Genomic DNA, 26,255 nt, shown 5'->3' with positions numbered 1-26,255 from the left:
GTCTTTTCAGGCTAGAAGCGGCTTATAGGCAAATGTATCTGCAAGCGAAACCCCGAAAATACCGGAATCGACAAGAAGCCGGCATATTTGCGCGTCCTCTGCTTTATCGCTCGCTCGGCGGCACTAAAACCGCGCCAAAGCGTCAGGCGCCGACGGCGCGCACTGGCGGCTTCGACCCGGACGAGCAGGTCGTGCGGATCGGGCCGGGGCTTGTGCACTTCTTCCACGCCGAGGCGACCGATTCCTTCAAGCCGCAACGCCTTCACGAAGGCTCCGCCTCGTCCCGCTCTGCGGGTGGCTTAGGAGCGGCAAAGCGACTTTATGTCAAGGAGAGCGGAGCAGACTTCAGCCGGCGGAGTTTTCGCTGCCGATATCCGTAGCGGGAGCTAGCAGCCGCAGCAAAAAGTTTGGCCAGATCGCGAACTTACGGGCGGCGATTGCGTTTTACAACGACGTTGGGCGCATCTTATAAAAGAGCAAACCGACAACGCCCTTTTTACAGAGGCTGGGAGGACAGATCATGGAATGGAAAGGCCGCCGCCAATCCGAAAACATCGAAGACCAGCGCGGCGCGAGCCCGGGTGGCGGCAATCCGTTCGGGCGCGGCGGTGGTTTCCGCATGCCGGGCGGCGGAGGCGGTATGCGGCGCGCCGGCGGCGGCATGAGCTTCGGAACGATCATCTTCCTCGTCATCCTCTACTTTATCCTCAAGGCCATGGGCATCGACATGCTGCAGGTGCTGGAAGGTGGCGGCGGTCAGGTACAGTTGCCCGGTTTCGAGCAGAGTGACGGCTCGCCGGCACCGCGCGGTTCGGCCCAGGAAGAGGAAATGAAGTCTTTCATGGCGACCGTGCTCGCCGAGACCGAGGATACCTGGAACGGCATTTTCCAGGCGAGCGGCAAACAGTACGAAGAGCCCAAGATGGTGCTCTTCCGCGGCCAAGTGCGCTCCGCCTGCGGCTTCGCGTCTGCCGCCTCCGGGCCGTTCTATTGCCCGGGAGACCACAAGGTCTATCTCGACATGAGCTTCTTCGATGAACTCGCCCAGAAGTTCGATGCATCCGGCGACTTCGCCCAGGCTTATGTGGTTGCGCACGAGGTCGGCCACCACGTCCAGAACCTGATCGGCGTCTTGCCGAAATTCAACCAGATGCGCCAGTCGATGAGCGAAACCGAAGCCAATCAGATGTCGGTGCGTGTCGAACTGCAGGCCGATTGCTTCGCCGGCGTCTGGGGCAAATTTACCGAGCAGAAGGGCCTGCTCTCGCAAGGCGACCTCGAAGAGGCGCTGAACGCCGCCACCCAGATCGGCGACGACACGCTGCAGAAGCGGATGCAGGGCTACGTCGTTCCGGAGAGTTTCAACCACGGCACCTCCGAACAGCGCATGCGCTGGTTCAAGCGTGGCTTCGACAGCGGCAAGATGTCGGCCTGCGATACCTTATCGGGCGCCGTCTAGCCGCTTCTAAACAAGAAAACCGTCAGGGCCGGCACGATTGCCGGCCCTTTCGTTTGTCGGGTCAGCGTTCGCTGTCCATATGGGCGAGTTGGGCCTCGGGATAGCGGGCGCCCGAGGCGGCATCTTTCGGAACCGCCTGTTCGATCACCGCCAGATCGCCGGCACTGAGATCGACATCGCGCGACGCGAGGGCTTCCGCCAAGCGGTCGCGCCGGCGTGCACCGATCAACGGCACGATGTCCTTGCCCTGGGCGGCTACCCAGGCAATCGCGATCTGAGCCACCGAAACGCCCTTCTCTTCAGCGACCTGCCTCAGCGCTTCGACGAGGGCGAGGTTCTTGTCGATGTTGCCCTCCTGGAACCGCGGGCTCATGGCGCGGAAATCGCCCTTGCCAGCCGCGCCTTTCTGCCAGTGGCCACTGATCAGGCCGCGCGACAGCACGCCATAGGCGGTGACGCCGATACCGAGAGCGCGGCAGGTCGGCAGGATCTCGCTCTCTATGCCGCGTGAAATCAGCGAATACTCGATCTGCAGATCCGAGATCGGGTGGACGGCAGCGGCGCGGCGGATGGTCTCGGGCCCAACCTCGGAGAGGCCGATATGGCGGACATATCCAGCCTTCACCATGTCAGCGATCGCACCAATGGTATCTTCGATCGGAACGTCGGGATCGAGCCTTGAGGGACGATAGATGTCGATATGATCGACGCCAAGCCGCTGCAGCGTATAGGCGAGAAAGTTGCGAACCGCCTTCGGCCGGCAATCATAGCCAGCCCAGTTGCCCGCAGCATCGCGCAATGCGCCGAACTTCACACTCAACAGCGCCTTGTCGCGCCTACCGCCCTTCAGCGCCTCGCCGATCAGCATCTCGTTGTGGCCCATACCATAGAAGTCACCGGTATCGAGCAGCGTGATGCCGGCCTCCAGCGCGGCGTGGATGGTGGCGATGCTTTCGGCACGGTCGGCCGGGCCGTACATGCCGGACATGCCCATGCAGCCGAGTCCGAGCGCCGACACCGAGGGGCCGGTCTTTCCGAGTGAAACGTAATCCATTCTCGTTCTCCTTCGACATGGCCGAAATCCGCCGGCCGTTGATCGGTCTCTTGTTTACTTCCTTTGGCGTCGTGCGATAATCCGACCTCAATCGAACGACTTGTACGAAATTCCGCACAATGAACGACCTGCCGCTTGCAGATCTCGATGCCTTTACCGCCGTTGCCGCGACGCGCAGCTTCCGCGCCGCTGCCAAGAAGCGCGGCGTTTCCGCGTCGTCGCTGAGCGAGGCGCTGCGACGGCTCGAAGCCAAGCTGCAAGTGCGCCTGCTCAACCGCACGACCCGCAGCGTGACACTGACGGAGGCGGGCATGCGGTTGCTGGATCGGCTGACGCCGGCGCTCGGCGAGATTGCCGGCGCGCTCGATCAGGTCAACGAGATGCGCGACAGTCCGGCGGGAACGCTGAAACTGAATGTCCCGACCATCGTTGCCCGCGAAATCCTACCACCGATCGTCGGCCGCTTCCTCAGCAAGCATCCGGCAATCTCCTTGGAAGTGACGGCGGAAGATGGGTTCGTCGACGTTCTGGCGGCGGGTTTCGACGCTGGCGTTCGCTATGAGGAACGGGTCGAGCGCGACATGATCGCCATACCGATCGGGCCGAGCCGGCAACGCTACGTCACCGCGGCGGCACCGGATTATCTCGCCAGGCACGGCGTGCCCCAACATCCACGCGATCTGCTTGACCATGGCTGTATTCGCCACCGTTTCGCCAGCGGCATTTCTCTTCCCTGGGAGTTCGGTGAAGGGGAGGCGGCGCTGACGATCGCGCCTCCTGCCGTCGTGACCGCCAATACGATCGACCTCGAACTCGGCGCTGCCCTTGACGGGCTTGGCATCATCCGGACCTTCGAGGAGTTCGTCGCGCCGGCCATCGCGGCAGGACGGCTCCGGCCCATTCTTGAAGACTGGACGACGAGTTTTTCCGGACCGTTTCTCTACTATGCGAGCCGCAGGCATATGCCGACGCCGCTGCGCGCCTTCGTGGATTTCTTGAAGCTTGAACAGCGGCGCGACAACGGGTGAAGGCAGATGCACGTCACCCGTCACTTCAACCATTGCGATAGTCCCATCAGATAATTTGAGACGTTCACGGATTGTTTCGCGCGAAATGATCCGTTACACCTAAATTGGTAGCGTTGTTCACGTTCTGTCCCGCATCCCGGGGCAGGCCGCTCGGGGGAAGGGATCGCATGCGCGACGAGAAGTTTGTGCGACGCGGCCTGTTCCTCGTCTTCCTCATCCTGTTCCTGGATATCATCGGCATTGCGATCATCGTTCCAGTGCTGCCGACCTATCTGGAGGAACTGACCGGCTCCGATATCAGCGAAGCGGCAATCGACGGTGGTTGGCTGCTGCTCGTTTATGCGGCGATGCAGTTTCTCTTCGCGCCGCTGATCGGCAACCTCAGCGACCGATTCGGCCGCCGTCCGGTGCTGCTCGCATCGGTCTTCACCTTCGCACTCGACAATCTGATCTGTGCGCTCGCCACCAGCTATTGGATGCTGTTCATCGGCCGTGTGCTCGCCGGCATCAGCGGTGCAAGTTTCGGCACCGCATCGGCCTATATCGCCGACATCAGCCATGACGGAAACCGCGGCAAGAATTTTGGGCTGATCGGCATCGCCTTCGGGACCGGCTTCGCCCTCGGCCCGGTGCTTGGCGGTCTGCTCGGCGAATTGGGGCCACGCGTGCCGTTCTACGGTGCCGCGGCGCTCTCCTTCGTCAGTTTCATTCTCGGCGTATTTCTGCTGCCCGAGACGCTGGATCGCGCCAATCGCCGTCGCTTCGAGTGGAAGCGCGCCAATCCGCTCGGCGCCCTCAAGCAGATGCGCAACTACCCAGGCATCGGCTGGGTTGGGCTCGTCTTCTTTCTCTTCTGGCTCGCCCACTCCGTCTATCCGGCGGTCTGGTCCTTCGTATCCAACTACCGCTATGGCTGGAGCGAGGGGCAGATCGGGCTATCTCTCGGTATCTTCGGCATCGGCGGCGCGTTCGTCATGGCCGTCATACTGCCGCGCGTCGTGCCACGGCTTGGCGAGTGGCGGACGGCGGTACTGGGACTGACCTTCACCACCCTTGGCGCCATCGGCTATGCGGGTGCCTGGCAGGGGTGGATGATCTATGCGGTGATCATCGCAACCGCGATCGAAAGCCTCGCAGATCCGCCATTGCGCAGTATCGCTGCCGCCCACGTGCCGCCATCGGCACAGGGAGAACTTCAGGGCGCGCTGACCAGCATCGGCAGCATCACCACGATCATCGGCCCGCCGGTCTTCACCCAGGCTTTCGGCTATTTCACCAGCCCTAGCGCTCCCGTCGCCTTCGCCGGTGCGCCCTATGCGCTCGCGAGTTGCTTCCTCGTCGGCGCGCTCGTCGTGTTCCTGTTGAAGATACCCAGAAGCAGGGCGGTAGGACCGCAAGGGCTGGAGGAGGCTATCGAGCCGGCTGCGGTTGCAGCAGCGGAAGAGGCTGAAGGGATCGAACAGCCAAGAATGCACGGAAATTGATCAATTTTCGTGATCTATCGATGAAAGTTTGAGCAACCTCGCCCTTGCGGCTGGCTCTTTGCCCGGGGGTATTCTATCTCCGGTTTTCCTCCCTCCGACCTTTAGTTGCGGCCGAGGCCGCATCGACCGCCAGGAATCTGCCATGCTGACCGCGAATGCGAGCCCGAAGCCGTTGACGACCGACAACTCCTGGCGGATGCATTATCGCGCGATCTTCTATCTCGGCGTGCCCTTTATCGGCGCCCAGCTCGCCCAGCTCGCGATCAACACGACGGACGTCCTGATGGTGGGCAAGCTCGGCGCCACCGAACTCGCGGCGATCATTCTTGCGACGCAGATGTATTTCACCGTCTATGTTTTCGGGAACGGCTTTGCCAACGCGGTGGTTCCGATGGCAGCCCAAGCCGTTGGTCGAGGCGACAAGGTTTCGGTGCGCCGCTCCGTGCGCATGGGCATGTGGGTCGTGCTGCTCTACGGGGTGCTGACGGCGCCGGTGCTCTGGATGGCCGAACCGATCCTGCTTTTCGCCGGTCAGCAACCCGAGGTCGCAGCCCTTGCAGGGGAATACATCCGCATCGCCCAGTGGGCGATCTTTCCCGGCCTGATTTTCATGGTGCTCAGAGCCTTCTTGAGCGGCCTCGAGCGGGCAGGAATCATTCTCTACGTGACGCTGGCGACTCTCGTACTCAATGCCGCTCTTTGTTACGTGCTGATCTTCGGCCATTTCGGCTTCCCGCAGCTCGGCATCTTCGGTGCAGCGGTAGCGGCGCTCGGCGTTGCGTTGCTCGGCGCGGCGCTGACGATCGGCTACATCAAGAGCAAGCCTGAGCTCAACCAGTACCAACTGTTCGTCCGATTCTGGCGGCCTGACTGGACGGCGTTCTGGGAGGTCGTGTCTCTCGGCATTCCGATCTCGCTGACGATCCTTGCCGAAGTGAGCCTCTTCACCGTCGCTTCGCTGCTGATGGGCACGATCGGCACGATTGAACTTGCCGCGCACGGCATCGCCCTGCAGTTCGCCTCACTCGCCTTCATGATCCCGCTCGGGCTCGCGCAAGCCGCCACGGTGCGTGTCGGCCTTGCCTACGGCCGAAACGACATGCTGGGCGTCCGGCGCGCGGCGGTTGCATCACTCGTGCTCGGTGCGGGCTTTGCCGTCGTCGGGAGCGCGATCTTTGCCCTGTTCCCGAGCCATCTCGCCGCCCTTTATCTCGACACCAACCGCCCGGATGCCGCGGCAGTACTGGCCTTCGCCGCGCCGCTCATCGTCATTGCCGGCGCCTTCCAGCTCGTCGACGGCATGCAGGCGATCGCCGCCGGCATGCTGCGCGGGTTGAAGGACACCAAGGTGCCGATGCTGCTGGCGTTGATCTCCTATTGGCCGATCGGCTTCGTCTGCGCCTGGGCCTTCGCCTTTCCGTTCAACTTCGGCGGCATGGGCGTCTGGTTCGGCTTCGTCCTCGGGCTCGCGGCAGCCGCCGTGCTTTTGAACTGGCGCTTCTTCCGGATGATCGGCGCGATTTCGACCACGCCCCCGAGGCACACCGCGATTTAGCGATAGGCTCCAGGCTGCGGGCAAAGAAAAAGCCGGACGGGCAGGGGATGCCGTCCGGCTTACAATGGCGACCGCCTCAGGGGAAGGGAACGGCGTCGCCTACTACCAAGCTTCGATTACGAAGCCTCGAAACCGCTAGACGTTGAAACCGTCAAGCCGCTCCGAACCCTGGCGATCGCGCTGGAGGTCGCGTATCGTCCGGGCAAAATCGATCAAAAAAACGAAACTGATGACCGCTGCCGCGATCATAAACAGGGTGGCCATGACGCCCTCCATCAACGGAAGATCTTCTGGGTCACGAATTGCTCGCGCCGGGCACGGGACTCATTGCGAAGTCCATGTATCGTCGCAAACAGCATCGCGAAAAACATCGCCATCGAAAACAGAGCAAGTCCCATAGCCGTAATCCTTTCGCATCCTAAACGGCAGTACGTTCGAAAAGTTCCGTTGTTTACTGCGCTACACTAGCGTTCTGCGTGTGAAGCACCGTTGAACATGGCATTCATTTAGCATTCATTCTTTCTGTCCCGCTGTTTCCCAGGGAACAGCTCTAGCCATCGGCACAACTCTTGCGATCCGTCGCCGTCCGTGACAAAAGGCTTCACCAAACGGAAACAGGTGCGATGACCACGGCATTTTATCCCGGCTCCTTCGATCCGATGACGAACGGCCACCTCGACGTACTCGTGCAGGCGCTGAACGTGGCGGCGAAGGTCATCGTCGCAATCGGCATCCACCCGGGGAAGGCGCCGCTTTTTACCTTTGATGAACGCGCCGAACTCATCCGTCGCTCGCTTCAGGAATTCCTGCCCGACCGGGCCGGCGATATCGACGTCGTCGCCTTCGACAATCTGGTCGTCGACGCGGCACGCGCGCGCGGCGCGAAACTGCTTGTGCGCGGGCTTCGCGACGGCACGGACCTCGACTACGAAATGCAGATGGCCGGCATGAACCGGCAGATGGCCCCCGACATCCAGACGCTATTCTTGCCCGCAGGCACGGCGTCGCGGCCCATTACGGCCACATTGGTCCGCCAGATCGCGGCCATGGGCGGTGACGTCAGCGCCTTCGTGCCCGCGGCAGTTTACCAAGCACTGCAGGCCAAACGCCGCGCTTGAGGCGCGGCCCTCTTTACACCACGCAGGGAGAAACCATGAAAATCCTCCACCTCGCTTTTGCCGGCGCCCTTGCGCTTGCCTCCTGGACGGGAACGGCGATCGCACAATCGGCCGACAACTTCATCACGATCACGCTCAAGGATGGGCCGGTCGTCGTTGAACTGCGTCCGGACATTGCCCCGAAGCATGTCGAGCAGATCAAGGCGCTTGCCGCCGCCGGCGAGTATGACAACGTTGCCTTCCATCGCGTAATCAAGGGCTTCATGGCCCAGACCGGCGACGTGCAGTATGGCGATATGGAAAACGGCTACCAGCCACAGGCTGCCGGCACCGGCGGCTCGTCGAAGCCGGATCTGCCGGCCGAGTTCTCCGACGTTCCGTTCGAACGCGGCACGGTCGGCATGGCGCGCTCGCAGGATCCGAACAGCGCCAACTCGCAGTTCTTCATCATGTTCGCTCCGGGCGACTTCCTGAACGGCCAATACACGGTCGTCGGCAAGGTCGTTTCGGGTATGGAGAACGTCGACAAGATCAAGCTCGGCGACGATGCCAACAACGGCTCCGTCACCGATCCCGACCGCATGATCAACGTCAAGGTCGGCAAGTAAAGTCAACAGAAGGAGAAAACCCATGGCCGAGATCAAGGATCCGGAAAACACGATCATCATGGAGACCACCAAGGGCAAGATCGTCATCGAGCTTCTGCCTGACGTCGCTCCGGGTCATGTCGCCCGCATCAAGGAACTGGCTCGCGAAGGTGCCTATGACGGCGTGGTATTCCACCGCGTGATCGAGGACTTCATGGCGCAGACCGGCGACGTTCAGTACGGCAAGACCGGCGGCGAGCACTTCAACCCGGCGCGTGCCGGCATGGGCGGCTCCTCCAAGCCGGATCTGAAGGCCGAATTCTCGAACGTCAGCCACGTTCGCGGCACCTGCTCGATGGCCCGCAGCCAGATGCCGAACTCGGCAAACTCGCAGTTCTTCATCTGCTTCACCGATGCCCCCTGGCTCAACAAGCAGTACTCCGTTTGGGGTCAGGTCATCGAAGGCATGGACAATGTCGACAAGATCAAGCGCGGCGAACCGGTGCGCGATCCCGACTCGATCGTCACGATGCGGGTTGCCGCAGACGCCTGATTTGCGCTAATGCACGGACCCGCCCCGGTCGCCAACTGCGCCGGGGCGGGTTTGCTTTTGTCTGAAGATAACAATGCGCGTAGACCTGTTCGACTTCGACCTTCCGGAAACCTCGATTGCGCTTCGGCCCGCAAGCCCGCGCGACAGCGCCCGCATGCTTGTCGTTCGCCCTGATGGCGCGGAAGTTCTGTCCGACAAGGGTGTGCTCGATCTGCCGTCGTTCCTCAGGGAAGGCGACGCACTGGTCTTCAACGACACCAAGGTGATCCCGGCGCAACTGGAAGGCATCCGCCGCCGCGGCGAGGAGATCACCACACCGGTTTCGCTGACGCTGCACATGCGCACGGCACCCGATTGCTGGAAGGCTTTTGCCCGCCCGGCGCGGCGCCTCAAGGTCGGCGACCGCATCGCCTTCGGCCATGGCGGTTCGAGTTGCCTGCTGGGCACACTCGACGCGACGGTCGAGGAAAAGGGCGATGCCGGCGAGGTGACGCTGCGCTTCGACCTCTCGGGCCCGTCGCTCGACGAGGCGATCATGGCGGTCGGCCACATTCCCCTGCCGCCCTACATCGCCTCCAAGCGCGCCGAGGACGCCCAGGATCGCGCCGATTACCAGACGATGTATGCCCGGGAGGAGGGCGCCGTAGCCGCGCCCACCGCCGGACTGCACTTCACCGACCGTCTCTTCACCAAGCTCGACGAGGCCGGCATCGAACGGCATTTTGTGACGCTGCATGTCGGGGCGGGCACGTTCCTGCCGGTCAAGGCCGACGACACCGACGACCATGTGATGCACCAGGAGATCGGCCACGTCGACGCCCGCACCGCCGAGCGGCTGAACGCCGTGAAGGCGAGAGGTGGCCGCATCGTCTGCGTCGGCACGACTTCGCTCCGGCTGATCGAAAGCGCGACCTCGGCAGAGGGTATCGTCAAGCCGTGGTCCGGGCCGACCGGCATCTTCATCACGCCCGGCTACCGCTTTCGCGCCGTCGACATGCTGATGACCAATTTCCATCTGCCGAAATCGACGCTGTTCATGCTGGTTTCGGCCTTCTCAGGCCTGGAAACTATGCGCGCGGCTTACGCACATGCGATCGAAACCGGCTACCGCTTCTATTCCTATGGCGACGCCAGCCTGCTTTTCCGGAAAGACTAGATGACCGAGACCTTCCAGTTCAAGCTTCACAAGACCGACGGCAAGGCCCGTCGCGGCGAAGTGTCCATGCCGCGCGGCACGATCCGCACGCCGGCCTTCATGCCGGTTGGCACGGTCGGCACGGTCAAGGCGATGTATCTCGACCAAGTGAAGGATCTCGGCGCCGACATCATTCTCGGCAATACCTACCACCTGATGCTACGCCCCGGCGCCGAGCGCGTCGCACGGCTCGGCGGTCTGCACGGCCTGATCCGTTGGCAGGGACCGATCCTTACAGACAGCGGCGGCTTCCAGGTCATGTCGCTTGCGGGCCTTCGCAAGCTCGACGAGCAGGGCGTCACTTTCAAGAGCCATGTCGACGGCGCGCTCTTCCACATGTCGCCGGAACGGTCGATCGAGATCCAGGGCCTGCTCGACAGCGATATCCAGATGCAGCTCGACGAATGCGTGGCGCTGCCGGCCGAGCCCAAGGAAATCGAGCGCGCGATGGAAATGTCGCTGCGCTGGGCAGAGCGTTGCAAGGTGGCCTTCGGCGACCAGCCAGGCAAGGCGATGTTCGGTATCGTGCAGGGCGGCGACATTCCAAAGCTGCGCGAACGCTCGGCCGAGGCGCTGAAGGGGCTCGATCTCAAGGGCTACGCTGTCGGCGGTCTTGCCGTCGGCGAGCCGCAGGAAGTGATGCTGCGCATGCTCGACATTACCTGCCCGATCATGCCGGTGGACAAGCCGCGTTACCTCATGGGGGTCGGCACGCCCGATGATATCCTGCGGTCGGTGGCCGAGGGCATCGACATGTTCGACTGCGTGATGCCGACCCGCTCGGGGCGCCATGGCCTCGCGTTCACGCGTCATGGCCGCATCAACCTGCGCAATGCGCGGCACGCCGAAGACATGCGCCCACTCGACGAAGAATCCTCGTGCCCGGCGGCGCGCGACTATTCGCGCGCCTATCTGCATCACTTGATCCGTTCGAACGAGTCGCTCGGCGGCATGCTCTTGAGCTGGAATAACCTGGCCTATTACCAGGAGCTCATGGCCGGCATCCGTCTGGCGATCGACGAAGGTCGCTTCGCCGACTTCATGGCGGAAACCCAGGAAACCTGGCGGCGAGGGGACCTTCCGCCGGTCTGACGGTTGGAGGACGCTTGGCGCTTTGTGCAGGGCCTAGATCGCCGGCCCCGGTGCTGCCTGCAGCATCATGACGCCGTTGATCTTGTAGCTCCCGTCCGGTTGCTTCACCAGTTGGTAGATTGCCGTCCAGTCCTTGCCATCAGGGGCCGAGATCAACACCTCCTGCAGGACCTGATCGCCGACGACCTTCGACCGGCCAAAGGCGAAGTTGCCGGGCCGGTAGACGGGCTGGTAGCCGCGTTTGACCATGTCGAAGAATGTGGTCTTGTCGGGAAACTTGCCGCGGACCGCCGGTGAGGCGAAGAAATAGGCGGTTTCTGCATCATCATGCAGAAAGGCTGCGATCTGCTCCTGAATGATCGCGCGCGCGGTATCGACAGGTTCATCGGCGCGGACCGCACTTGCAGTGAAAAGTTGGGTCGTCAGTCCGAGGGCAATGGCAAAGGTCCTGAACATCGCCGATCTCCATGCAGCCAGCTTCCAAAGAGCATAGGACAGCGGTGCGCTTTGGAAACGGAGGCGCCAGTCTCTTTAGGCGTCTTCGCAACGCACGCAAGACAATACATGTGTTCAAATTCAATCACTTATATCACAGTTTATGTATATTACTTTAAATATCATAAATTGGTGATATTTGGCCGGGGGCGCTCCTGCTGGCAAGCGACGTTTTCGGGGAGAGTTGGCGCGGGATTGCCTTCAACGCGACTGTGATCGCATGTATCGGCGGCATGGTGTGTGGCGAGCACAAAGACCGAGTTGGACCCTGCCGCCACATCGCGGCCGTCGCCTTGGCTCGCGCTCTTGCTTGGCTCGGGGGCGAGCCTGTTGTGGGGCGCGGCGACCTGAACATATGGTGATCCTGTAACCTGCAGTGATGATTGCCTCGAAATGCCCGTATGGAGCGATTGCGATGAGCGCGAAGACAATCGAAATCTACCAGCCGCGTCCTGTTTTGAATTTGGGTGAATGGGACATCGGCGGTCTCAAGCTCAAGGCCTATGGCCTCGTTGCCGATGGCAAGGAAATCGATGGGCCGATGGTGGCGTTGGCGCAGTCCTTCATCCGACATGACGTCTTGCCGCGTGTCACGGATGAAGGTGATAGCAACGGCATGGGCTTTGTGATCGTTCATGCCGGCACCCTTGGTATCTCCATCTCGGCCCATTGGTGGATACAGGGTTCGGTTCTTTGCCAGCATATCTATCGGAAGCTTTATTCGGCTGCTGAACCCTTGGACACCGTACGGAGACCTGTTGTTGCCTGTGTTTGGGAACTGGCTCTGATCAATGCCGAGCAGGAAGCCTGGCGAAAAACGATGATGAAAAGCGCGCCCAGTCCGTCGGCCTATATGGCGAATCGCGCCGAGGTCGAAACGGCATAAGCTGAACGGGGCGAAGGTGAGACCCGCACCAGACTGCTTCATTTGCATCGGCTCATTGCGTTCGACAAAGTGGTGAGGGTGGAATCGATTGGCATGTTGCATTTGAAAATGGAACCCGCCCGGCTACACACAATGTGGCGGCCAGGTTGAACTGTCCGCTTTGGCGCAAAGTAGAAATGTCACTTGAGCTGCCCTACTGCACAGCGACCAGCCCCGATCTGACCGGCTGATCCGGTTGCAAGATCAGATCGGGGCGGGTGGGGAGCACTCCTTCGGCTTTAGCTTTGAGAGCTCGGTCAGGGGATCATTCCGCAGCATCAAGTCGGGACAGGGCCTGCTCGCGCCGAGCAATCACCACCGGATCGTTCATGAAATCCGTCCGCTTGCCCGGCTTGCGGCCCCGCGGTTTGTAGCCAATCTTCTCGCTGTTCGTCTTTAAGGCCGGCTTCGTCTGCTGCTCCTGACGCTCCTTGATGTAGGCCAGGACATCACCGAGCCGCTTGTTCTCGGTGATCGCCGCATGCGTCACCCGCTGGTCCTTGTCGAACACCCGGTAGGTTAGGGAATGCCCCTTCCAGCGCACATCCAGCCTGCCGTCGGCAAGCGCGTAGGTCTCGACATAGCGACCAGCCAAGCCGCGTGTCACCTCGGTCTCCTCGAGCATGATCCGCTGGCGCTCGAACGAAAACGTCAGCTGCGATCCAACATAGCGCTGCTCACGTTTGCACAGGACGTCGCGCAGCCGATCCGGGGCAAGGTTCAGCGGCCGATGCAGATCATCAGATCGGGCAGGGGTAATGGCAAACTGGCGGTTATAGCGCTCCATGAACCGAGGCAGGAAAGCGTTGCCGTCGTCCATGCCGCAGATGCCCTCCAGGCGCAGATCCTTGATCAACCGGTCCTGTAGCGTCCGGTTCATCCGCTCGACCCGGCCCTTGGCTTGGCTCGAGTTTGCGCAAAGAATCTCGATGTTTAGCTCGCAAAGTGCACGCCCGAACTGGGTCATGCCCTGACCGCCCTTGGCATCCTTCTTCGCAACCCGAAACACTGAATGCTTGTCGGAATAGAAGGCGACGGGAGCCCCATGCGCCTTCAGATAGAGCTCGAGCGCCTCGAAATAGCTGAACGCACTTTCCGAGCGTACAAACCGCAACTGCATCAGCTTGCCGGTCGCATCATCGATGAACACCAGCAATGAACATGGGTCACCGCGATCCTCGAACCAGCGATGCTCGGATCCATCGATTTGCACCAGTTCACCGTAGGCCTCGCGCCGCAAGCGTGGCTGATGAAACGTCCGCCGCTGCTTGCGCGACAGCCACAGGCCGGCCTCAGACATCCATTGGCGCAGGGTCTCGCGCGACACCGTCAGACCATCACGCTCGGCAAGCTTCTCGGCCGCCAGCGTCGGACCAAAGTCCACATAGCGTTCGCGAACGACCGTCACCGCATAATCCCGAACACCGTCGCTGATCCGATTGTTCGAGGGCCGGCCGATTGCCTTATGCCGGATCGAAGCCGCACCGCCGGTGTTGATCCGCTCCAGCAACCGACGCACCTGGCGGGTGCTCAGCTCAAGCACGCGCGCCGCCGACGCCAACGTCATCCGCCCGGCGGTCACTTTCGACAAAATCTCGATCCGCTGCAGGTCACGCTCGCTCATCGCAATCAATCCCATCCGCAATCTCCCAGGTCAGCAAAACCCGGGGAGAGTGACATTCCAACTTTGCAGGATCAGGACACTTTAACTTTGCGGCTACACACAGTGTCAAAGCTGAATAGGGCTGCGACGTCGCCAGCCATTTAGAAATGCGACACTGCCCGCCGGCTTGCTCTGCCAGTCAGCCCCCGATCCGACCGGCTGGTCCGGGTTGAAAGGGCGGAGCGGGGGCGGGTGATGACACTCTCCTTCGGCTTTAGCTTTCTCAGTAGCAATTGTTTTGTCGCCGGTTGATACTCGCTTGCACCTGCATAGGGCGAGGTAGGGATCACAGCCGCACGATGCTTCCGGAAATCAAGCTGCATGGTGACGTCGATGTCGCCGCACTGTCCCCACTTCTTCGCGGTATGCTTCTTTCGGTTGCCTATGCTGACGGTGAGGGCGGCATAGGATTGACGGCGACCGGCGCCATGAACCGCAAGTTCGTGCATTGGGCCGCTGTGCACTTCCTTTGGCCAGGCTTCACAGCCGAAGACCTCTACAGCATGAACAAGGTGCTCAATGAAAGCGACATGCCGCCGCTTTGGGTCGTGCGCGACATGACCCGTCATCTGAAGCTTCTTCGTCGGAAAAAAGATGTGCTGCTGCCAACCAGACGCGGCCGGGAGTTCCTGGTGAACCCGCAAGCCTTCTTCGATCTGGTCGCCACGGATTATCTCTATTCGTATGTCCATACCACCGAGCGGGAAGAGGAGGTCCGAGCGCGGTTACGCTGGTGGCGCATGTTCCTCAATCTTCTCAATATCAAAGCCAGGGAAGGGTGCACGCCAATAGACGTTGTCAAGATCCTCTATCCAGACTTGGCGCCTCTGTCGGACACCGAAATGACCATAGAAGCCTGGAAGTTGAAATCCGATCTCCAATATGGCGTCTTTCGGCGCTTGTGCTGGCTCGGTGTGCTCTATGAGGCACGAGAGGGGCTCACGCTCCTCCAGGATGGAGCCTTCCACAAGACGCCACTTTGGCCAGCTTGCCTGCAGTTGGAATCGGATACGCAGAGCGACATCGGCGTGCATTGACGCTCTTTATTCCGCCGCTGGCCGCCTCATCAACGCTTTCTCTCGTCGCGCAATCACCGCCGGATCGTTCATGAAATCCGTCCGCCGGCCAGGCTTGGGACCACGCTTCTGGTAGCCGTTGGCTGTGCTACCGTCTCGAATGCCGAACATATGACCCGTTTGGCCCGTTCGGCTCGGACCACTCTTGCTGCGCTGCTGTTGGCGTCCGGCCTGCATCTCGGCGACGATTGACAGCATGTCGTCCAGCCGCTTGTTGTCGACGACCTCGGCGCGATGTACCGAGCGCAACGTATCGAAGGTCTTGTAGGGCAGGGCGAAGCTCTCGTGCATGATCTCAAGCCGACCGTCCGGATAATCGCAGACAATCACCTTCTGGCCCGCCAATGGCCTGGAAATCTCGGTCGGATCGAGAATGAACAGCACCTTGTCGTAACGCAGCGTCAGGGATTGCGACAGCGTGCGCACTTCTTTGCGGCACATGGCACCATCGAGGTTCTCATGGTCAGCCAGCGGCCGGTGCATGTCCTTCGGATTGCGTGCGTGCTTGCCGAAACGAGTGTTGAAATCTGCAATGAACTCAGGCGCATAGACATTCGCAGCCTCGATCGTATCGATGCCGCAGGCGCATCTCCTTGACCAACCGATCCTGTAATGTCTGGTTGGCACGCTCCACCCGACCTTTGGCCTGCGGGGTGTTGGCACAGATGATGTCGATATTGAGTTCATAAAGCGCCCGTCCGAACTGCGTCAGGCCGCTTGTCCGGTCATTCTTCGACCCATGGAGTGAGCGGAAAACGCCGTGCTTGTCGCTGTAGAAGGCCAGCGGCTTGCCCCATTGCTGCAGGTAAGCCTTGGTCGCATGCAGATAGTCGAACGTATTCTCCGATCCAGCAAAGCGCAGATGCAACAGCTTGCCGGTGGCGTCATCAATATAGACGAGCAGGGCGCATTTGGGGCCGCGGTTCTCGAACCACCAGTGAAACGACCCATCGATCTGCACCAGTTCGCCAAAGCAGTCGCGCCGGCCACGTGGCTGAAAAACCCGTTTCTTGCGGTCCCGACGCGAGATCCAGATGCCAGCCTCAGTCATCCATTGCCGCAGCGTTTCCTTGGCAACAGAAATCCGGTGCAGCTCGATGAGCTTCTCGCGCGCCAGCGTCGGACCGAAATCCAGATAGCGTTCGCGGATCAGATCCAGCGCCGCATTGCGGAAATCCTCGCTGTGGCGCCGATTGCTCGGCCGGGATCGCTTCTTCGAAACAAGACCGGCCGGACCATCTTGATCATAAGCCTGCAGCAGTCTGTGGATCTGACTTCGACTGAGGTCGAGTAGTTCGGCAGCCTGGACAACGCTCAGGCGCTCGTCACGGATCTTCTGGATGACTTCGAGGCGATGCAATTCTTTCTGCGACATGGTGATCAAACAGGACATGACGACTCCGACCGCTCATGGTCTCGACCAGGCTGAGGGTCGTCATCCTTGCTCCCAACGTTGGCTTTGACCAGTGAGTCGAGAGGCGAGAGGCGAGACTGTCGCATCTCTAACTGGCCCAACTGTCGCATTACTAAATAGCCACTACACACAAAGATCGCATAAGATAGATTATGGAACTATCGGATATGCCGGAAAACATGGATTGCGGCTGATCCTTGCCTTGCCGCGCTTGACCCGGCCTTTCCGGCCTGCTTAGCGTTCCAGCACCGAAGCACCACTTTCAAGGCCAGATGTGATGAGCGAATTGCGCGTTCTTTCAGATGCTTTCATTCCAGAACTGCCAAACCGCTACAAAGGCAAGGTTCGCGAAAACTACGATCTGCCCGATGGCAACCGTATCATCATCGCCACGGATCGGCTGAGCGCCTTCGACGTCATCCTGACCTCGATCCCGAACAAAGGTCACGTGCTGACGCAGACCGCGCGCTACTGGTTCGAGGAAACCGCCGACATTTGCCCTAACCATGTGGTCAGCTATCCGGACCCCAATGTCGTCATCGGCAAGCGGCTCGACATTCTGCCGGTTGAGGTCGTCGTGCGCGGTTATCTTGCCGGCACCACCAGCACCTCGATCCTGACCAAGTACCGCAATGGCGAACGTGAGATGTACGGCATCACCTTGCCGGACGGCATGCGCGACAACGAGAAGCTGCCGCAGCCGATCATCACGCCCACCAGCAAGGCTTTCGACGGCGGTCACGACGAGCCGCTCTCGGCCGAAGCGATCCTCGAGCAAGGACTGCTGACGAAAGAGCAGCTGGATACGGTCTGGCAATATGCGCTGGCTCTGTTTGCCCGTGGCCAGCAGCGCGCCGCCGAACGTGGCCTGATCCTCGTTGACACCAAATACGAGTTCGGTACCGACGAAAACGGCACGATCATTCTTGCCGACGAGATCCATACGCCCGATAGCAGCCGCTATTGGATCGCCGACAGCTACCAGCAGAGCTTCGAACGCGGCGAGCGCCCGAAAAGCTTCGACAAGGATTTCGTGCGCGCCTGGGTCACCGCGCGCTGCGACCCTTACAAGGATCCGATCCCAGAAATTCCAGTCGATCTCATCGAGCAGACATCTGCGGTCTATATCGAGGCTTTCGAGACGATCACCGGTCAGCGCTTTGTCCCGGACCTTTCAGGCGCATCGGTTCTGGAGCGTATCCGCACCAATCTGGCGCCCTATTTCTCCAAGTGAATCCGTATATTAGATAAGAATGCTAATCTGATTTACGCGTCACCAGACGTCGGATCGCCGACGTCGAATTCGAGCCGCATCATGTCGTAGGCCGGCTCGATATGATCGGGCGTTTCGCCCTGAACCGTGTCGTAATCCAGCGGCACATGCATGTGCGTCAGTACCGCCCGCTTCGGCTGCAGTCTGGCGATCCAGCCGAGCGACTGCACTAGCGACAGATGGCTCGGGTGGAACTTATACTGCAGGGTGTCGAGAACCAGCAGATCGAGACCGTCGAGCTTGGCGACGGTTTCGGCGGGAAAGTCGCTGACATCGCTGCAATAGGCAAAGTCGCCGACTCGGAACCCGAGCGAATGGATGTTGCCGTGAAACTGCATCAGCGGCCGGAACGGGATCGGCCCGCCGGCACCGTTGATCACCACAGGCGATAGATCGTCGGGAATGATCCGCGGCTCGACGATCGGTGGGTAACCGCTGCCGGGCGGTGATTCCAGGCAATAGCCGAATCCCTCGCGGATTCGCCCCATCGTATAGGCATCGGCCCAGATCGGCACCCGCCTCCGGTTTTCAATGACATAACCGCGCAGATCGTCGATGCCATGCAGATGATCGGCATGGGAATGGGTGTAGAGCACCGCATCGATGTGGTGCACCCCTGCTGCAACCATCTGCGCGCGAAAATCCGGACCAGTGTCGATGACGACGGTCGTCTTGCCACCATCGGGCGCGGTCTGCTCGACCAGCAAAGCGGCGCGCATGCGCCGGTTCTTCGGATTGTCCGGATTGCAGGCGCCCCAGTCACCGGTGATGCGCGGCACGCCCGGCGACGAGCCGCAGCCGAGAATGGTGAAGGCGCGCCGGAACGCCACGTCAGACCCTCGGCATCTTGGAGAAGATGCGGAAGGCGTTTTCCGTGGTGATCCTAGCGATCTCCTCGTTGCTCACACCGATCGTTTCGGCGAGCACGGCAGCCGTATGGGCGACATAGGCCGGCTCGTTGCGCTTGCCGCGGAACGGCTTCGGCGCGAGATAAGGCGCGTCGGTCTCGACGATCATCCGGTCGTGCGGCACGGTCTTGGCGATCTCGCGCAACTCTTCGGATTTCGGAAAGGTCAGGATGCCCGAGAAGGAGACGTAGCCGCCGAGCTCGACGCCGATACGCGCGAGGTCAGGGCCGGACGAGAAGCAGTGCAGAAGGAAAGGGAAGGCCCCCTTCCCTGTTTCCTCGGTCAGGATCGCCGCCATGTCTTCGTCGGCCGAGCGGCTATGAATGACGAGCGGCAAACCGGTTTCGCGCGCTGCGGCAATGTGCCGGCGCAGGCCTTCGACCTGGGCGTCACGCGGAGCGTTGTCATAGAAATAGTCGAGACCCGCCTCGCCAATCGCGACCACCTTCGGATGCACCGACAGCCGGACAAGATCTTCAGTCGTGATGTCCAGTTCCTCATCCGCATTGTGCGGATGCGTGCCGACGGAACAGAAGACATTCGGATAGGCCTCAGCGATCGCAAGGATCGTCTCGAACCGCTTCACGCGGGTCGAGATCGTGATCATCTGCTCGACACCCGCCTCATGCGCCCGCGCGACGATGGCGTCACGCTCCGCTTCGAAATCGGGAAAATCCAGATGGCAATGGGTATCGATCAGCATGCTCAAAGTGCCTTATTGCGCTTCCGGTGCAATGTAGCGCGGGAACACCGGCTTCGGCGCTTCAAGCGGCGTGCCCGACACGAGACGTCCCGCCTCGCCGAGGGCTGCGAAATCGCGCTTGTCGGCGGGCGCCGCCACCAGGTCGAGCAGCTTTGCCGACGAGTCCGGCATGAAGGGCTGCAAGAGGATGGCGATCTGGCGCACCACTTCCGCCGTTACATAGAGCACGGTTCCCATGCGGGCCGGATCGGTCTTCTTCAGGGCCCAGGGCTCCTGGCCGGCGAAGTAGCGGTCCGTCTCGGAGACGACGGCGATGATCGCGGCCAGCGCCCGGTGGATCATCTGCTTGCCCATCTCGTCGCGCGTGATCTCGTGCAGCGCATCTGCGGCCGCCAGCATCGCCTTGTCCTCGTCGGTCAGGGTACCGCAGACCGGGACCTGGCCGTCGCAATTCTTGACGATCATCGACAGCGAGCGGCTCGCCAGGTTGCCGATGCCGTTGGCGAGATCGGAGTTGATGCGGGTCGCGATCCCCTCCTCGCTGTAGCTGCCGTCCTGACCGAAGGAGACTTCGCGCAGGAAGAAGTAGCGGATCTGATCCAGACCGAAATGCTCGACCAGATTGAACGGATCGACGACGTTGCCAAGCGACTTCGACATCTTCTCGCCCTTGTTGAGCAGGAAGCCATGGGCAAAGACGCGCTTGGGCAGCGGCAGGCCGGCCGATATCAGGAAAGCCGGCCAATAGACTGCGTGGAAGCGGATGATGTCCTTGCCGATCACATGGATGTTGGCTGGCCAGAACTTGGCGCGTGGACCCTTGGGATCGTCGAGATAGCCGGTCGCGGTGATGTAGTTCGTCAGCGCGTCGACCCAGACATACATCACGTGCGCCGGGTCGTTCGGAACCTTGATGCCCCAGTCGAAGGTGGTGCGCGAAACCGAGAGATCCTTGAGGCCCGATTTCACGAACGAAATCACCTCGTTGCGGCGTTCGGCCGGACCGATGAAATCAGGATTTTCCTCATAGTGCTTCAGGAGCTTGTCCTGATAGGCGGAGAGGCGGAAGAAGTAGCTCTGCTCCTCGACCCATTCGACGGGCGTTCCCTGCGGGCCGTAGCGGACGCCATCGTCGCGCAGTTCGGTCTCGTTCTCCTGGTAGTAGGCTTCGTCCCGCACAGAGTACCAGCCGGCGTAGGAATCCTTGTAGAGGTCGCCCGCCTCGCCCATGCGAATCCAGATGTCCTGCGACGCATCGTGATGGCGCTTCTCGGTCGTGCGGATGAAGTCGTCGTTGGACGCATTCAATAGCACGGCCATCTTCTGGAATTCCGCGGAGTTGCGGTCGGCCAGTTCCTGCGGAGTCACGCCTTCCTTGCGTGCCGTCTGCTGCATCTTCTGGCCGTGCTCGTCGGTGCCGGTCAGGAAGAACACGTCACGTCCATCTAGGCGCTGGTAGCGCGCCATGGCATCCGTCGCGATCAACTCATAGGCGTGGCCGATATGCGGCCGGCCGTTCGGGTAGGAAATCGCGGTGGTGATGTAGAAAGGGGACGTGTCTCTCATAGGCGGATTCGATCTATCTCGGATTAAGCTACGCACGCTCTTAGCGCATACGCCGCAAGGAAGAAACATGCGATCCGTGAAAAGCCCGGTCGGAGAGGTCGCCGCTGGCGCTGCCAGCCTTGCATAATCCGCATGCGCGACCTAGAACAAAACAGAAACAAACGAAAGAGGGTGAATCATGCTGGAGCGACTTGGCAGCCAATTTGAAACCGCCTCCGCCGGCTATGCCGGCGCGCACGGAATCGAGCGCGACCCCGACTGGTTCATCCTGAAGATGCAGGAGGAATTGGGGGAGCTGACGCAGGTCTGGAACAAGCTCAGCGGCCGCGGCCGACGCAACGGGAAATCAACGGACGAACTCAGGTCCCTGATGGCCGACGAGACCGCCGACCTGCTCGGGCATGTGCTGCTTTCCGCCCACCACCACAAGCTCGACCTGCAGGCGGCAATCGAGCGCAAGTGGCGCTTCCAGGCGGCGCTATAGCGCCGCTTTCAAATCGTCGAGCAGCGACAGGATGGTCTGCTTGCGGTCGAGATTGTAGGCGTCGCTGACGGTCAGCCGCTCGGTCACGGAAGCCGAAAGCCGCGCGAAGCGCTCGGCGCGCACGATGTCTCCCGCAATCGCGGCCTCCCGCGCGTCGCGCATGATGCGGTCACTTGCGAGAGCCTGGAAGAATTCGAAGATCGTTTCGCTGTCCTTGCCCGAGAGCACGTCGGCCAGCTTGTGCATGTCCTTCCGGACTGCTGGGCCCTGCCCCACGAGGATCCCTTCGAATGTCGCGGCGATCTCCAGCCCACCATAATTGATGAGCTTCAGCGCTTCGGCGACGCTGCCATTGGCGGCCGCGACGATGCGCTCGGCGTTCTCGCCTTCGAGATCGAAACCGAGATGCGCCAGAGCCTGACTGAGCGGCGCGGCGTCGAGCGGCTTCAGCCGCAGCGGCAGGCAGCGCGAGCGGATCGTCGGCAGCAATTTTCCAGGGGCATGCGTCAGCACCAGGAAGAGCGAGCGGCGCGGCGGCTCCTCGAGGATCTTCAGGATGGCGTTGGCCGCATTGCGGTTGAGGTCGTCGGCGGGGTCGATGATGACGATGCGCCAGTTGCCCGTACCGGACGTCTGGCTGAAGAACTTGCCGGCGCGCCGGACCTCGTCAACGGTGATCGCGCCCTTCGCCCTGCCCGTCTTCTCATCGATCGGGCGGCTCAGGTGCAAGAGATTGTGCGAGGCGCCCGAGGCGAGCTGCCGCCCGATGGCGGAAGCCGGATCGGGATCGGAAATCGCTTCAGGCGCTTCCGCGGGTTCCGGATGTTTCAGGATGTGATGCGCAAAGCGAAAGGCAAGCGTCGCCTTACCAATCCCCTCCGGCCCTTCGATCAGGATCGCGTGGTGTCCCTTGCCAGAGCGATAGCTCTGCGCCAGGAAGCTTTCCGCCTGTTCGTGGCCGAACAGTCGATTGTTCTCGGCGGGCGCGATGGCGCCATCCAGGACGCCGGCTCTTTCCGCGCTCATGACACGACTTCCTCGGTCGACGCGTCGGTGCCGTCGCCATGCGGCAGGAGGGCCTCGACGAGGGAAAGCACCTCGGTGGCGATAGCCTCGACAGGCTGCGTCGCATCGACGATCCGGCATCGCTCGGAATCGCGCCTGGCGATATCGAGAAAAGCGTCCCGCCGTTTTTCGTGCGTCTCCAGTTGCTCCTTCTCGAAACGATCAGGATTGTCGTCTCCGGCACGGCGTTGCGCCCGCTCGAGGCCGATGCTGGCCGGCAGATCGAAAATCACGGTCCGATCCGGCACGACGCCGTTGATCGCCACACGCTCCAGACTTTCGACGAAGCTTTGCTCCAGGTTGCCGGTGATGCCCTGATAAACGCGCGAGGAATCCATGAAACGGTCGCACAGCACGATCATACCCTTGTCGAGCGCCGGCCGGATGACCTCTTCGACATGATCGCTGCGGGCCGCTGCAAAGAGGATCGCCTCCATCCTGACCCCGAAGGCCTCCGCTGCTCCCGAAAGAAGCACGTGGCGCACTGCTTCGGCGCCGGCCGAACCGCCAGGCTCACGTGTCATCAGCACCTCGTAGCCGCGCCCGCGCAGGGATTCGGCAAGAAGACGAAGCTGCGTCGACTTGCCGGCACCTTCCCCACCTTCGAATGTTACGAACAGACCTTTTTTCAGCGACACCATGCGTTCCCATATCGGCATGCGACCCAGGTCACGATGATTTCAGGTCGAATCGACCTGAAATCATCGTGACCTGTTCTAATAAGCTAGAGCGGAACGCGGGCGGAAAACCGCGCACACTTTCCTCATTCCGCTCTGGCCCTGTTTAGCCGATTGGTCCGCCGTGTGAAACCGTCAGGTGGCGATGAATTGGCGGGAACCGCCCTCGCCGCAACCAGCTGCGGCTAAATCCAGAAAAACAGCAGTTCCTGCAGCGCATCGAGAGCACGGCTGGTCAGCGTGCCCTTCCCGACGGCACTGGCGGTCTTGACCGGCACTTCGCGCAGCAGCTTCTCGCCGTTCCACAATTTGACGACGCCGACTTCCGTCCCCGCCGTCACCGGCGCCCGCAAGGGCCACTTATAGACGATACGCGCCGTCAGCCGTTCCGGATTGTCGACCGGCAAAAGCACGTCGACCGGACCGCCGGCAACCAAGGCGACGTGGGCGGCATCGCCGCCATAGACGGCCGCTTCGCCAATCGCCTCCCCGTCGGCAAAGATCCGCTTCTTCTCGAAGGCGGTCATGGCCCAATCGAGCACCTTGCGGCTCTCCTCAATGCGCTCCTTGTCGGTTTCAAGACCGGCCATGGCGAGATAGACCCGGCGGTCGCCGCGCTGCAGCGAAGCGGCCAGGGAGAAACCGAAGCCTTCGGCAAAACCGGTCGCCAGGCCGTCCACGCCTATGTTGGCCGAGATCAGCGGGTTCTTGTTGCGTTGCAGGATCTTGTTCCATTCGAACTCCGGCTGCGAATAGAGCCGGTAGAGATCCGGATGGGCCTCATGGAGGTGCCGAATGAGCGTTACCAGTTCGCTCATGGTGATCTGGTTGCCGGGATCCGGAAGCCCCGTGGCATTGCGGAACGTCGCAACCGGCATGCCAAGCTCGCGAGCGCGCGCCGTCATGCGCTCGGCAAAGGCGCCCTCACTACCGGTCATGCCTTCGGCAAGGATGATGCAGGCATCGTTGGCAAGCTGGACCGCGACGCCCTGCAGGAGATCGGCGACGCGGATGCGGGATTTCAATGCGGCAAACATCGTCGAAGTGCCGGCGGGCGCACCGCCGGTGCGCCAGGCGTGCTCGGAGACGTCGAAGGTGGTTTCGGCGGAAAGCGCGCCCTTGCCGAGTGCTTCGGCCACGACCTCCATCGTCATCAATTTGGCGAGCGATGCAGGCGGTATCGGTTGGTTTTCGGCGCGGGAAAAAAGCACGGTGCCGGTTTCGGCATCGACAAGCAGGATCTGCTTTGCCTTGGTGTCGAAAGTGGGCGCCGGTGTCTGCGCGAATACGGCGCCTGTAAACAGCGCAACGCCGAAAAACACTGCCGAGAACATCTTCATGCGCATGGGAAACTCCGGTTTCCCCTTGGGCATAGCAGCGAGGTCATTTTGGCACAACGCCGCCTGCGGTTATCGGACAGAACCGCTTGCTTTCTGGCGTTTGGCGTAATCGACAATCACTTGGGGGTAAGCTGCTTCCGGTCGACCATAATCGCTTCAAACGGCGATTCGGCGTCGCTGACGCGGACTTCGACGTAAGCTGCAGCATACGCCATGTTGCCGTCGGGCATCGGGATGAACTCGGGCCGCTCACGCGGGATCGGGCCGATTTCCGGCAGCATCACGAACTCGTTCAGCGATTGCGGCTGGGCGGACTGCGGCACGGGGGCTGCGAGCGCCGTCACCGGTTCGCCAACATCGAGCGAGGCCTTTGCGGGGACGGTGATCGTGCCAAGGGTCTGATTGCGGAACGGCTCGTTGGAGGCGACCATTACGCCGGTCGCGATCTGGCCTTCCGGCATCACGCTCGGGCCACGTTCGCCCTTCTGAACGTAGGACGCCATCAGATAGGGCATGTCGTTGCCTTCAAGCGGCGCGCGGCCGACATACTGCACGCGCACCTGCGCGCTGCCCTTGCGCTTGATGTCGAGCATGTCAGCCGTCTTCGAGGAGACGTCGATGATGCGGCCGAATTCATAGGGGCCGCGATCATTGACGCGCACGATGACCGACGTACCGTTTTCCATATTCGTGACGCGCGCGTAGCTCGGCAGCGGGAACGTCGGATGGGCGGCCGACAGATGCGCCTTGTCGTAAACTTCGCCATTGGCGGTCAGCCGGCCGTGGAAAGCCGAGCCGTACCAGGAAGCCGTACCGGTCTTGTTGTAACCGAAGTCTTCCTTCGGCTGGTACCACTTGCCCTTGACCTGATAGGCCTTGCCGACCTGAAAGCGTCCGCCGCCCTTGGGAATATTGTTGCCGGTGGCAACACGCGGGCTCGCCTTTACGCCATAGACGGACTCGGGAAAGTATTCCTTGCTACGAGCAGTTTTCTTGACGCTCGATATCGATCCGCAGGCTGCGAGTGTCACGCACAGCATCGGGACCGCCGCAAGGCGCAGTCCCTTGACCAGATATGCCGCATTTTTACTGGAGGTCATCTGTCCCACAACATCGATCGAATAGCCGTACTCGAAACCTTCCGCTCATGCCCCCAGCGGAAATCTCGGCGTCCCGAAACGGAACAGTCGAGTAAACATGACAGCAACAAGGCGAAAATGCGAACTCATCCACAGATCAGCGCCGGATTTCATGCGTTATGGTTTACAGATGATTACCGGCGGAGCGTGCCCGCGCACTCCAGTCCGGCCATCGAGAAAATCTTTCAGCGACGCATGTTAAATCTTGCAAAGCGACAGGGCTTCGCGCAATAACGCCGTGCCCGGTAGGCAGTTGACTGCGACTTCAGGCAAGGACAGGTGGCCGAGTGGTTTAAGGCTCTGGTCTTGAAAACCAGCGTACGGGAAACCGTACCGTGGGTTCGAATCCCACCCTGTCCGCCATTTTCCCAAGGAATATAGTCCGACGATGGACCGCCATCC

The 26,255-nt window shown here is 61.2% G+C and carries 24 protein-coding genes, 1 tRNA gene and 2 pseudogenes; 14 read left to right on the top strand and 13 right to left on the bottom strand.

The genetic code is table 11. The annotated features are described in order from the left end of the window. Window positions 1-11: 11 nt before the first annotated feature. On the bottom strand, window positions 12-266 hold the full coding sequence (locus ACN9MO_RS07440; RefSeq protein WP_057250297.1) for a hypothetical protein: 255 nt from the start codon (window positions 264-266) through the stop codon (window positions 12-14). Window positions 267-520: 254 nt separating this feature from the next. Here ACN9MO_RS07440 and ypfJ point away from each other — a divergent pair, with 254 nt between their 5' ends. Continuing rightward, a complete protein-coding gene (gene ypfJ / locus ACN9MO_RS07435; protein ID WP_057250299.1) occupies window positions 521-1,459 on the top strand; it encodes a KPN_02809 family neutral zinc metallopeptidase in 939 nt (312 codons plus the stop codon). 61 nt (window positions 1,460-1,520) lie between these two features. Here the strand turns inward: ypfJ and ACN9MO_RS07430 are convergent, their stop codons facing one another. Further along, the gene (locus ACN9MO_RS07430; RefSeq protein ID WP_057250300.1) at window positions 1,521-2,513 is read right to left on the bottom strand and encodes an aldo/keto reductase; all 993 of its coding nucleotides are present in this window, start codon (window positions 2,511-2,513) and stop codon (window positions 1,521-1,523) included. Window positions 2,514-2,632: 119 nt separating this feature from the next. On the opposite strand from ACN9MO_RS07430, the gene ACN9MO_RS07425 reads away from it, so the two are divergent. The 3 genes from ACN9MO_RS07425 (at window position 2,633) to ACN9MO_RS07415 (ending at window position 6,580) form a co-directional block, all read left to right on the top strand. Beyond that, complete coding sequence (locus ACN9MO_RS07425; RefSeq protein ID WP_057250302.1) at window positions 2,633-3,541, top strand: LysR family transcriptional regulator; 909 nt, start codon at window positions 2,633-2,635, stop codon at window positions 3,539-3,541. 167 nt (window positions 3,542-3,708) lie between these two features. Then, entirely contained in the window at window positions 3,709-5,025 is a 1,317-nt protein-coding gene (locus ACN9MO_RS07420) for a TCR/Tet family MFS transporter (protein ID WP_113132338.1), read from the top strand. Between the two features lie 142 nt (window positions 5,026-5,167). Beyond that, the gene (locus tag ACN9MO_RS07415) at window positions 5,168-6,580 is read left to right on the top strand and encodes an MATE family efflux transporter (RefSeq protein ID WP_113132337.1); all 1,413 of its coding nucleotides are present in this window, start codon (window positions 5,168-5,170) and stop codon (window positions 6,578-6,580) included. Between the two features lie 135 nt (window positions 6,581-6,715). On the opposite strand, the gene ACN9MO_RS07410 is transcribed toward ACN9MO_RS07415, so the two are convergent. Then, window positions 6,716-6,844 carry a hypothetical protein gene (locus ACN9MO_RS07410; RefSeq protein WP_255571450.1) on the bottom strand — a complete coding sequence of 43 codons (129 nt, stop codon included), beginning with the start codon at window positions 6,842-6,844 and terminating at the stop codon, window positions 6,716-6,718. A gap of 359 nt (window positions 6,845-7,203) precedes the next feature. Here ACN9MO_RS07410 and coaD point away from each other — a divergent pair, with 359 nt between their 5' ends. The 5 genes from coaD to tgt all read left to right on the top strand — a co-directional run bounded on the left by coaD (window position 7,204) and on the right by tgt (window position 11,125). Beyond that, on the top strand, window positions 7,204-7,698 hold the full coding sequence (coaD, locus tag ACN9MO_RS07405) for a pantetheine-phosphate adenylyltransferase (RefSeq protein ID WP_057250308.1): 495 nt from the start codon (window positions 7,204-7,206) through the stop codon (window positions 7,696-7,698). A gap of 35 nt (window positions 7,699-7,733) precedes the next feature. Then, on the top strand, window positions 7,734-8,306 hold the full coding sequence (locus tag ACN9MO_RS07400; protein WP_057250310.1) for a peptidylprolyl isomerase: 573 nt from the start codon (window positions 7,734-7,736) through the stop codon (window positions 8,304-8,306). 22 nt (window positions 8,307-8,328) lie between these two features. Further along, a complete protein-coding gene (locus tag ACN9MO_RS07395; protein WP_057250311.1) occupies window positions 8,329-8,838 on the top strand; it encodes a peptidylprolyl isomerase in 510 nt (169 codons plus the stop codon). Window positions 8,839-8,911: 73 nt separating this feature from the next. Continuing rightward, on the top strand, window positions 8,912-9,994 hold the full coding sequence (gene queA / locus ACN9MO_RS07390; RefSeq protein WP_057250312.1) for a tRNA preQ1(34) S-adenosylmethionine ribosyltransferase-isomerase QueA: 1,083 nt from the start codon (window positions 8,912-8,914) through the stop codon (window positions 9,992-9,994). After that, the gene (tgt, locus tag ACN9MO_RS07385; protein WP_057250314.1) at window positions 9,995-11,125 is read left to right on the top strand and encodes a tRNA guanosine(34) transglycosylase Tgt; all 1,131 of its coding nucleotides are present in this window, start codon (window positions 9,995-9,997) and stop codon (window positions 11,123-11,125) included. 33 nt (window positions 11,126-11,158) lie between these two features. On the opposite strand, the gene ACN9MO_RS07380 is transcribed toward tgt, so the two are convergent. Continuing rightward, entirely contained in the window at window positions 11,159-11,581 is a 423-nt protein-coding gene (locus ACN9MO_RS07380; RefSeq protein ID WP_057250316.1) for a DUF4864 domain-containing protein, read from the bottom strand. Between the two features lie 454 nt (window positions 11,582-12,035). On the opposite strand from ACN9MO_RS07380, the gene ACN9MO_RS07375 reads away from it, so the two are divergent. Continuing rightward, entirely contained in the window at window positions 12,036-12,506 is a 471-nt protein-coding gene (locus tag ACN9MO_RS07375) for a hypothetical protein (RefSeq protein WP_057250318.1), read from the top strand. Between the two features lie 304 nt (window positions 12,507-12,810). Here the strand turns inward: ACN9MO_RS07375 and ACN9MO_RS07370 are convergent, their stop codons facing one another. Beyond that, window positions 12,811-14,184: an ISNCY family transposase gene (locus tag ACN9MO_RS07370; RefSeq protein ID WP_425986995.1), complete on the bottom strand. Its 1,374-nt coding sequence runs from the start codon at window positions 14,182-14,184 to the stop codon at window positions 12,811-12,813. A 323-nt stretch (window positions 14,185-14,507) separates the two neighbouring features. Here ACN9MO_RS07370 and ACN9MO_RS07365 point away from each other — a divergent pair, with 323 nt between their 5' ends. After that, the gene (locus ACN9MO_RS07365; protein ID WP_057256053.1) at window positions 14,508-15,245 is read left to right on the top strand and encodes a hypothetical protein; all 738 of its coding nucleotides are present in this window, start codon (window positions 14,508-14,510) and stop codon (window positions 15,243-15,245) included. Window positions 15,246-15,251: 6 nt separating this feature from the next. On the opposite strand, the pseudogene ACN9MO_RS07360 reads toward ACN9MO_RS07365, so the two are convergent. Then, window positions 15,252-16,677, bottom strand: a pseudogene (locus ACN9MO_RS07360) (ISNCY family transposase). A 307-nt stretch (window positions 16,678-16,984) separates the two neighbouring features. Here ACN9MO_RS07360 and ACN9MO_RS07355 point away from each other — a divergent pair. Then, window positions 16,985-17,932 carry a phosphoribosylaminoimidazolesuccinocarboxamide synthase gene (locus tag ACN9MO_RS07355; protein ID WP_057256106.1) on the top strand — a complete coding sequence of 316 codons (948 nt, stop codon included), beginning with the start codon at window positions 16,985-16,987 and terminating at the stop codon, window positions 17,930-17,932. A 32-nt stretch (window positions 17,933-17,964) separates the two neighbouring features. Here ACN9MO_RS07355 and ACN9MO_RS07350 read toward each other — a convergent pair whose 3' ends face one another. From ACN9MO_RS07350 to metG, 3 genes are read right to left on the bottom strand one after another with little or no spacing between them, the layout of a single operon-like run. Continuing rightward, window positions 17,965-18,801, bottom strand: coding sequence for an MBL fold metallo-hydrolase (locus ACN9MO_RS07350; RefSeq protein WP_057256049.1), 837 nt, complete (start codon window positions 18,799-18,801; stop codon window positions 17,965-17,967). Window position 18,802: 1 nt separating this feature from the next. Beyond that, window positions 18,803-19,582, bottom strand: a complete 780-nt coding sequence (locus ACN9MO_RS07345) for a TatD family hydrolase (RefSeq protein ID WP_058328207.1) — start codon at window positions 19,580-19,582, stop codon at window positions 18,803-18,805. Between the two features lie 12 nt (window positions 19,583-19,594). Then, window positions 19,595-21,148, bottom strand: coding sequence for a methionine--tRNA ligase (gene metG, locus ACN9MO_RS07340; RefSeq protein WP_057256045.1), 1,554 nt, complete (start codon window positions 21,146-21,148; stop codon window positions 19,595-19,597). Between the two features lie 178 nt (window positions 21,149-21,326). On the opposite strand from metG, the gene ACN9MO_RS07335 reads away from it, so the two are divergent. Beyond that, the gene (locus ACN9MO_RS07335) at window positions 21,327-21,632 is read left to right on the top strand and encodes a pyrophosphatase (RefSeq protein WP_112996165.1); all 306 of its coding nucleotides are present in this window, start codon (window positions 21,327-21,329) and stop codon (window positions 21,630-21,632) included. Here the strand turns inward: ACN9MO_RS07335 and ACN9MO_RS07330 are convergent. From ACN9MO_RS07330 to ACN9MO_RS07315, 4 genes and pseudogenes are all read right to left on the bottom strand, one after another. Then, window positions 21,627-22,658 (bottom strand): DNA polymerase III subunit delta', encoded by a 1,032-nt coding sequence (locus ACN9MO_RS07330; protein WP_110878395.1) that lies wholly within the window; start codon window positions 22,656-22,658, stop codon window positions 21,627-21,629. The genes ACN9MO_RS07335 and ACN9MO_RS07330 overlap by 6 nt on opposite strands. After that, window positions 22,655-23,335 (bottom strand): dTMP kinase, encoded by a 681-nt coding sequence (tmk, locus tag ACN9MO_RS07325; protein ID WP_425986991.1) that lies wholly within the window; start codon window positions 23,333-23,335, stop codon window positions 22,655-22,657. The genes ACN9MO_RS07330 and tmk overlap by 4 nt, the downstream gene beginning before the upstream one ends. 224 nt (window positions 23,336-23,559) lie before the next feature. Continuing rightward, complete coding sequence (locus tag ACN9MO_RS07320; RefSeq protein ID WP_112996167.1) at window positions 23,560-24,720, bottom strand: D-alanyl-D-alanine carboxypeptidase family protein; 1,161 nt, start codon at window positions 24,718-24,720, stop codon at window positions 23,560-23,562. Window positions 24,721-24,783: 63 nt separating this feature from the next. Further along, window positions 24,784-25,814 (bottom strand): annotated as a pseudogene (locus ACN9MO_RS07315) (septal ring lytic transglycosylase RlpA family protein). Window positions 25,815-26,126: 312 nt separating this feature from the next. Here ACN9MO_RS07315 and ACN9MO_RS07310 point away from each other — a divergent pair. Then, window positions 26,127-26,216 (top strand) — tRNA-Ser (locus ACN9MO_RS07310). Window positions 26,217-26,255: the final 39 nt, after the last annotated feature.

It is taken from the genome of Ensifer sp. R-19 (genome assembly GCF_049905105.1).
Taxonomy (GTDB): Bacteria; Pseudomonadota; Alphaproteobacteria; order Rhizobiales; family Rhizobiaceae; genus Ensifer.
This window is presented reverse-complemented; position numbering and strand designations above follow the sequence as displayed.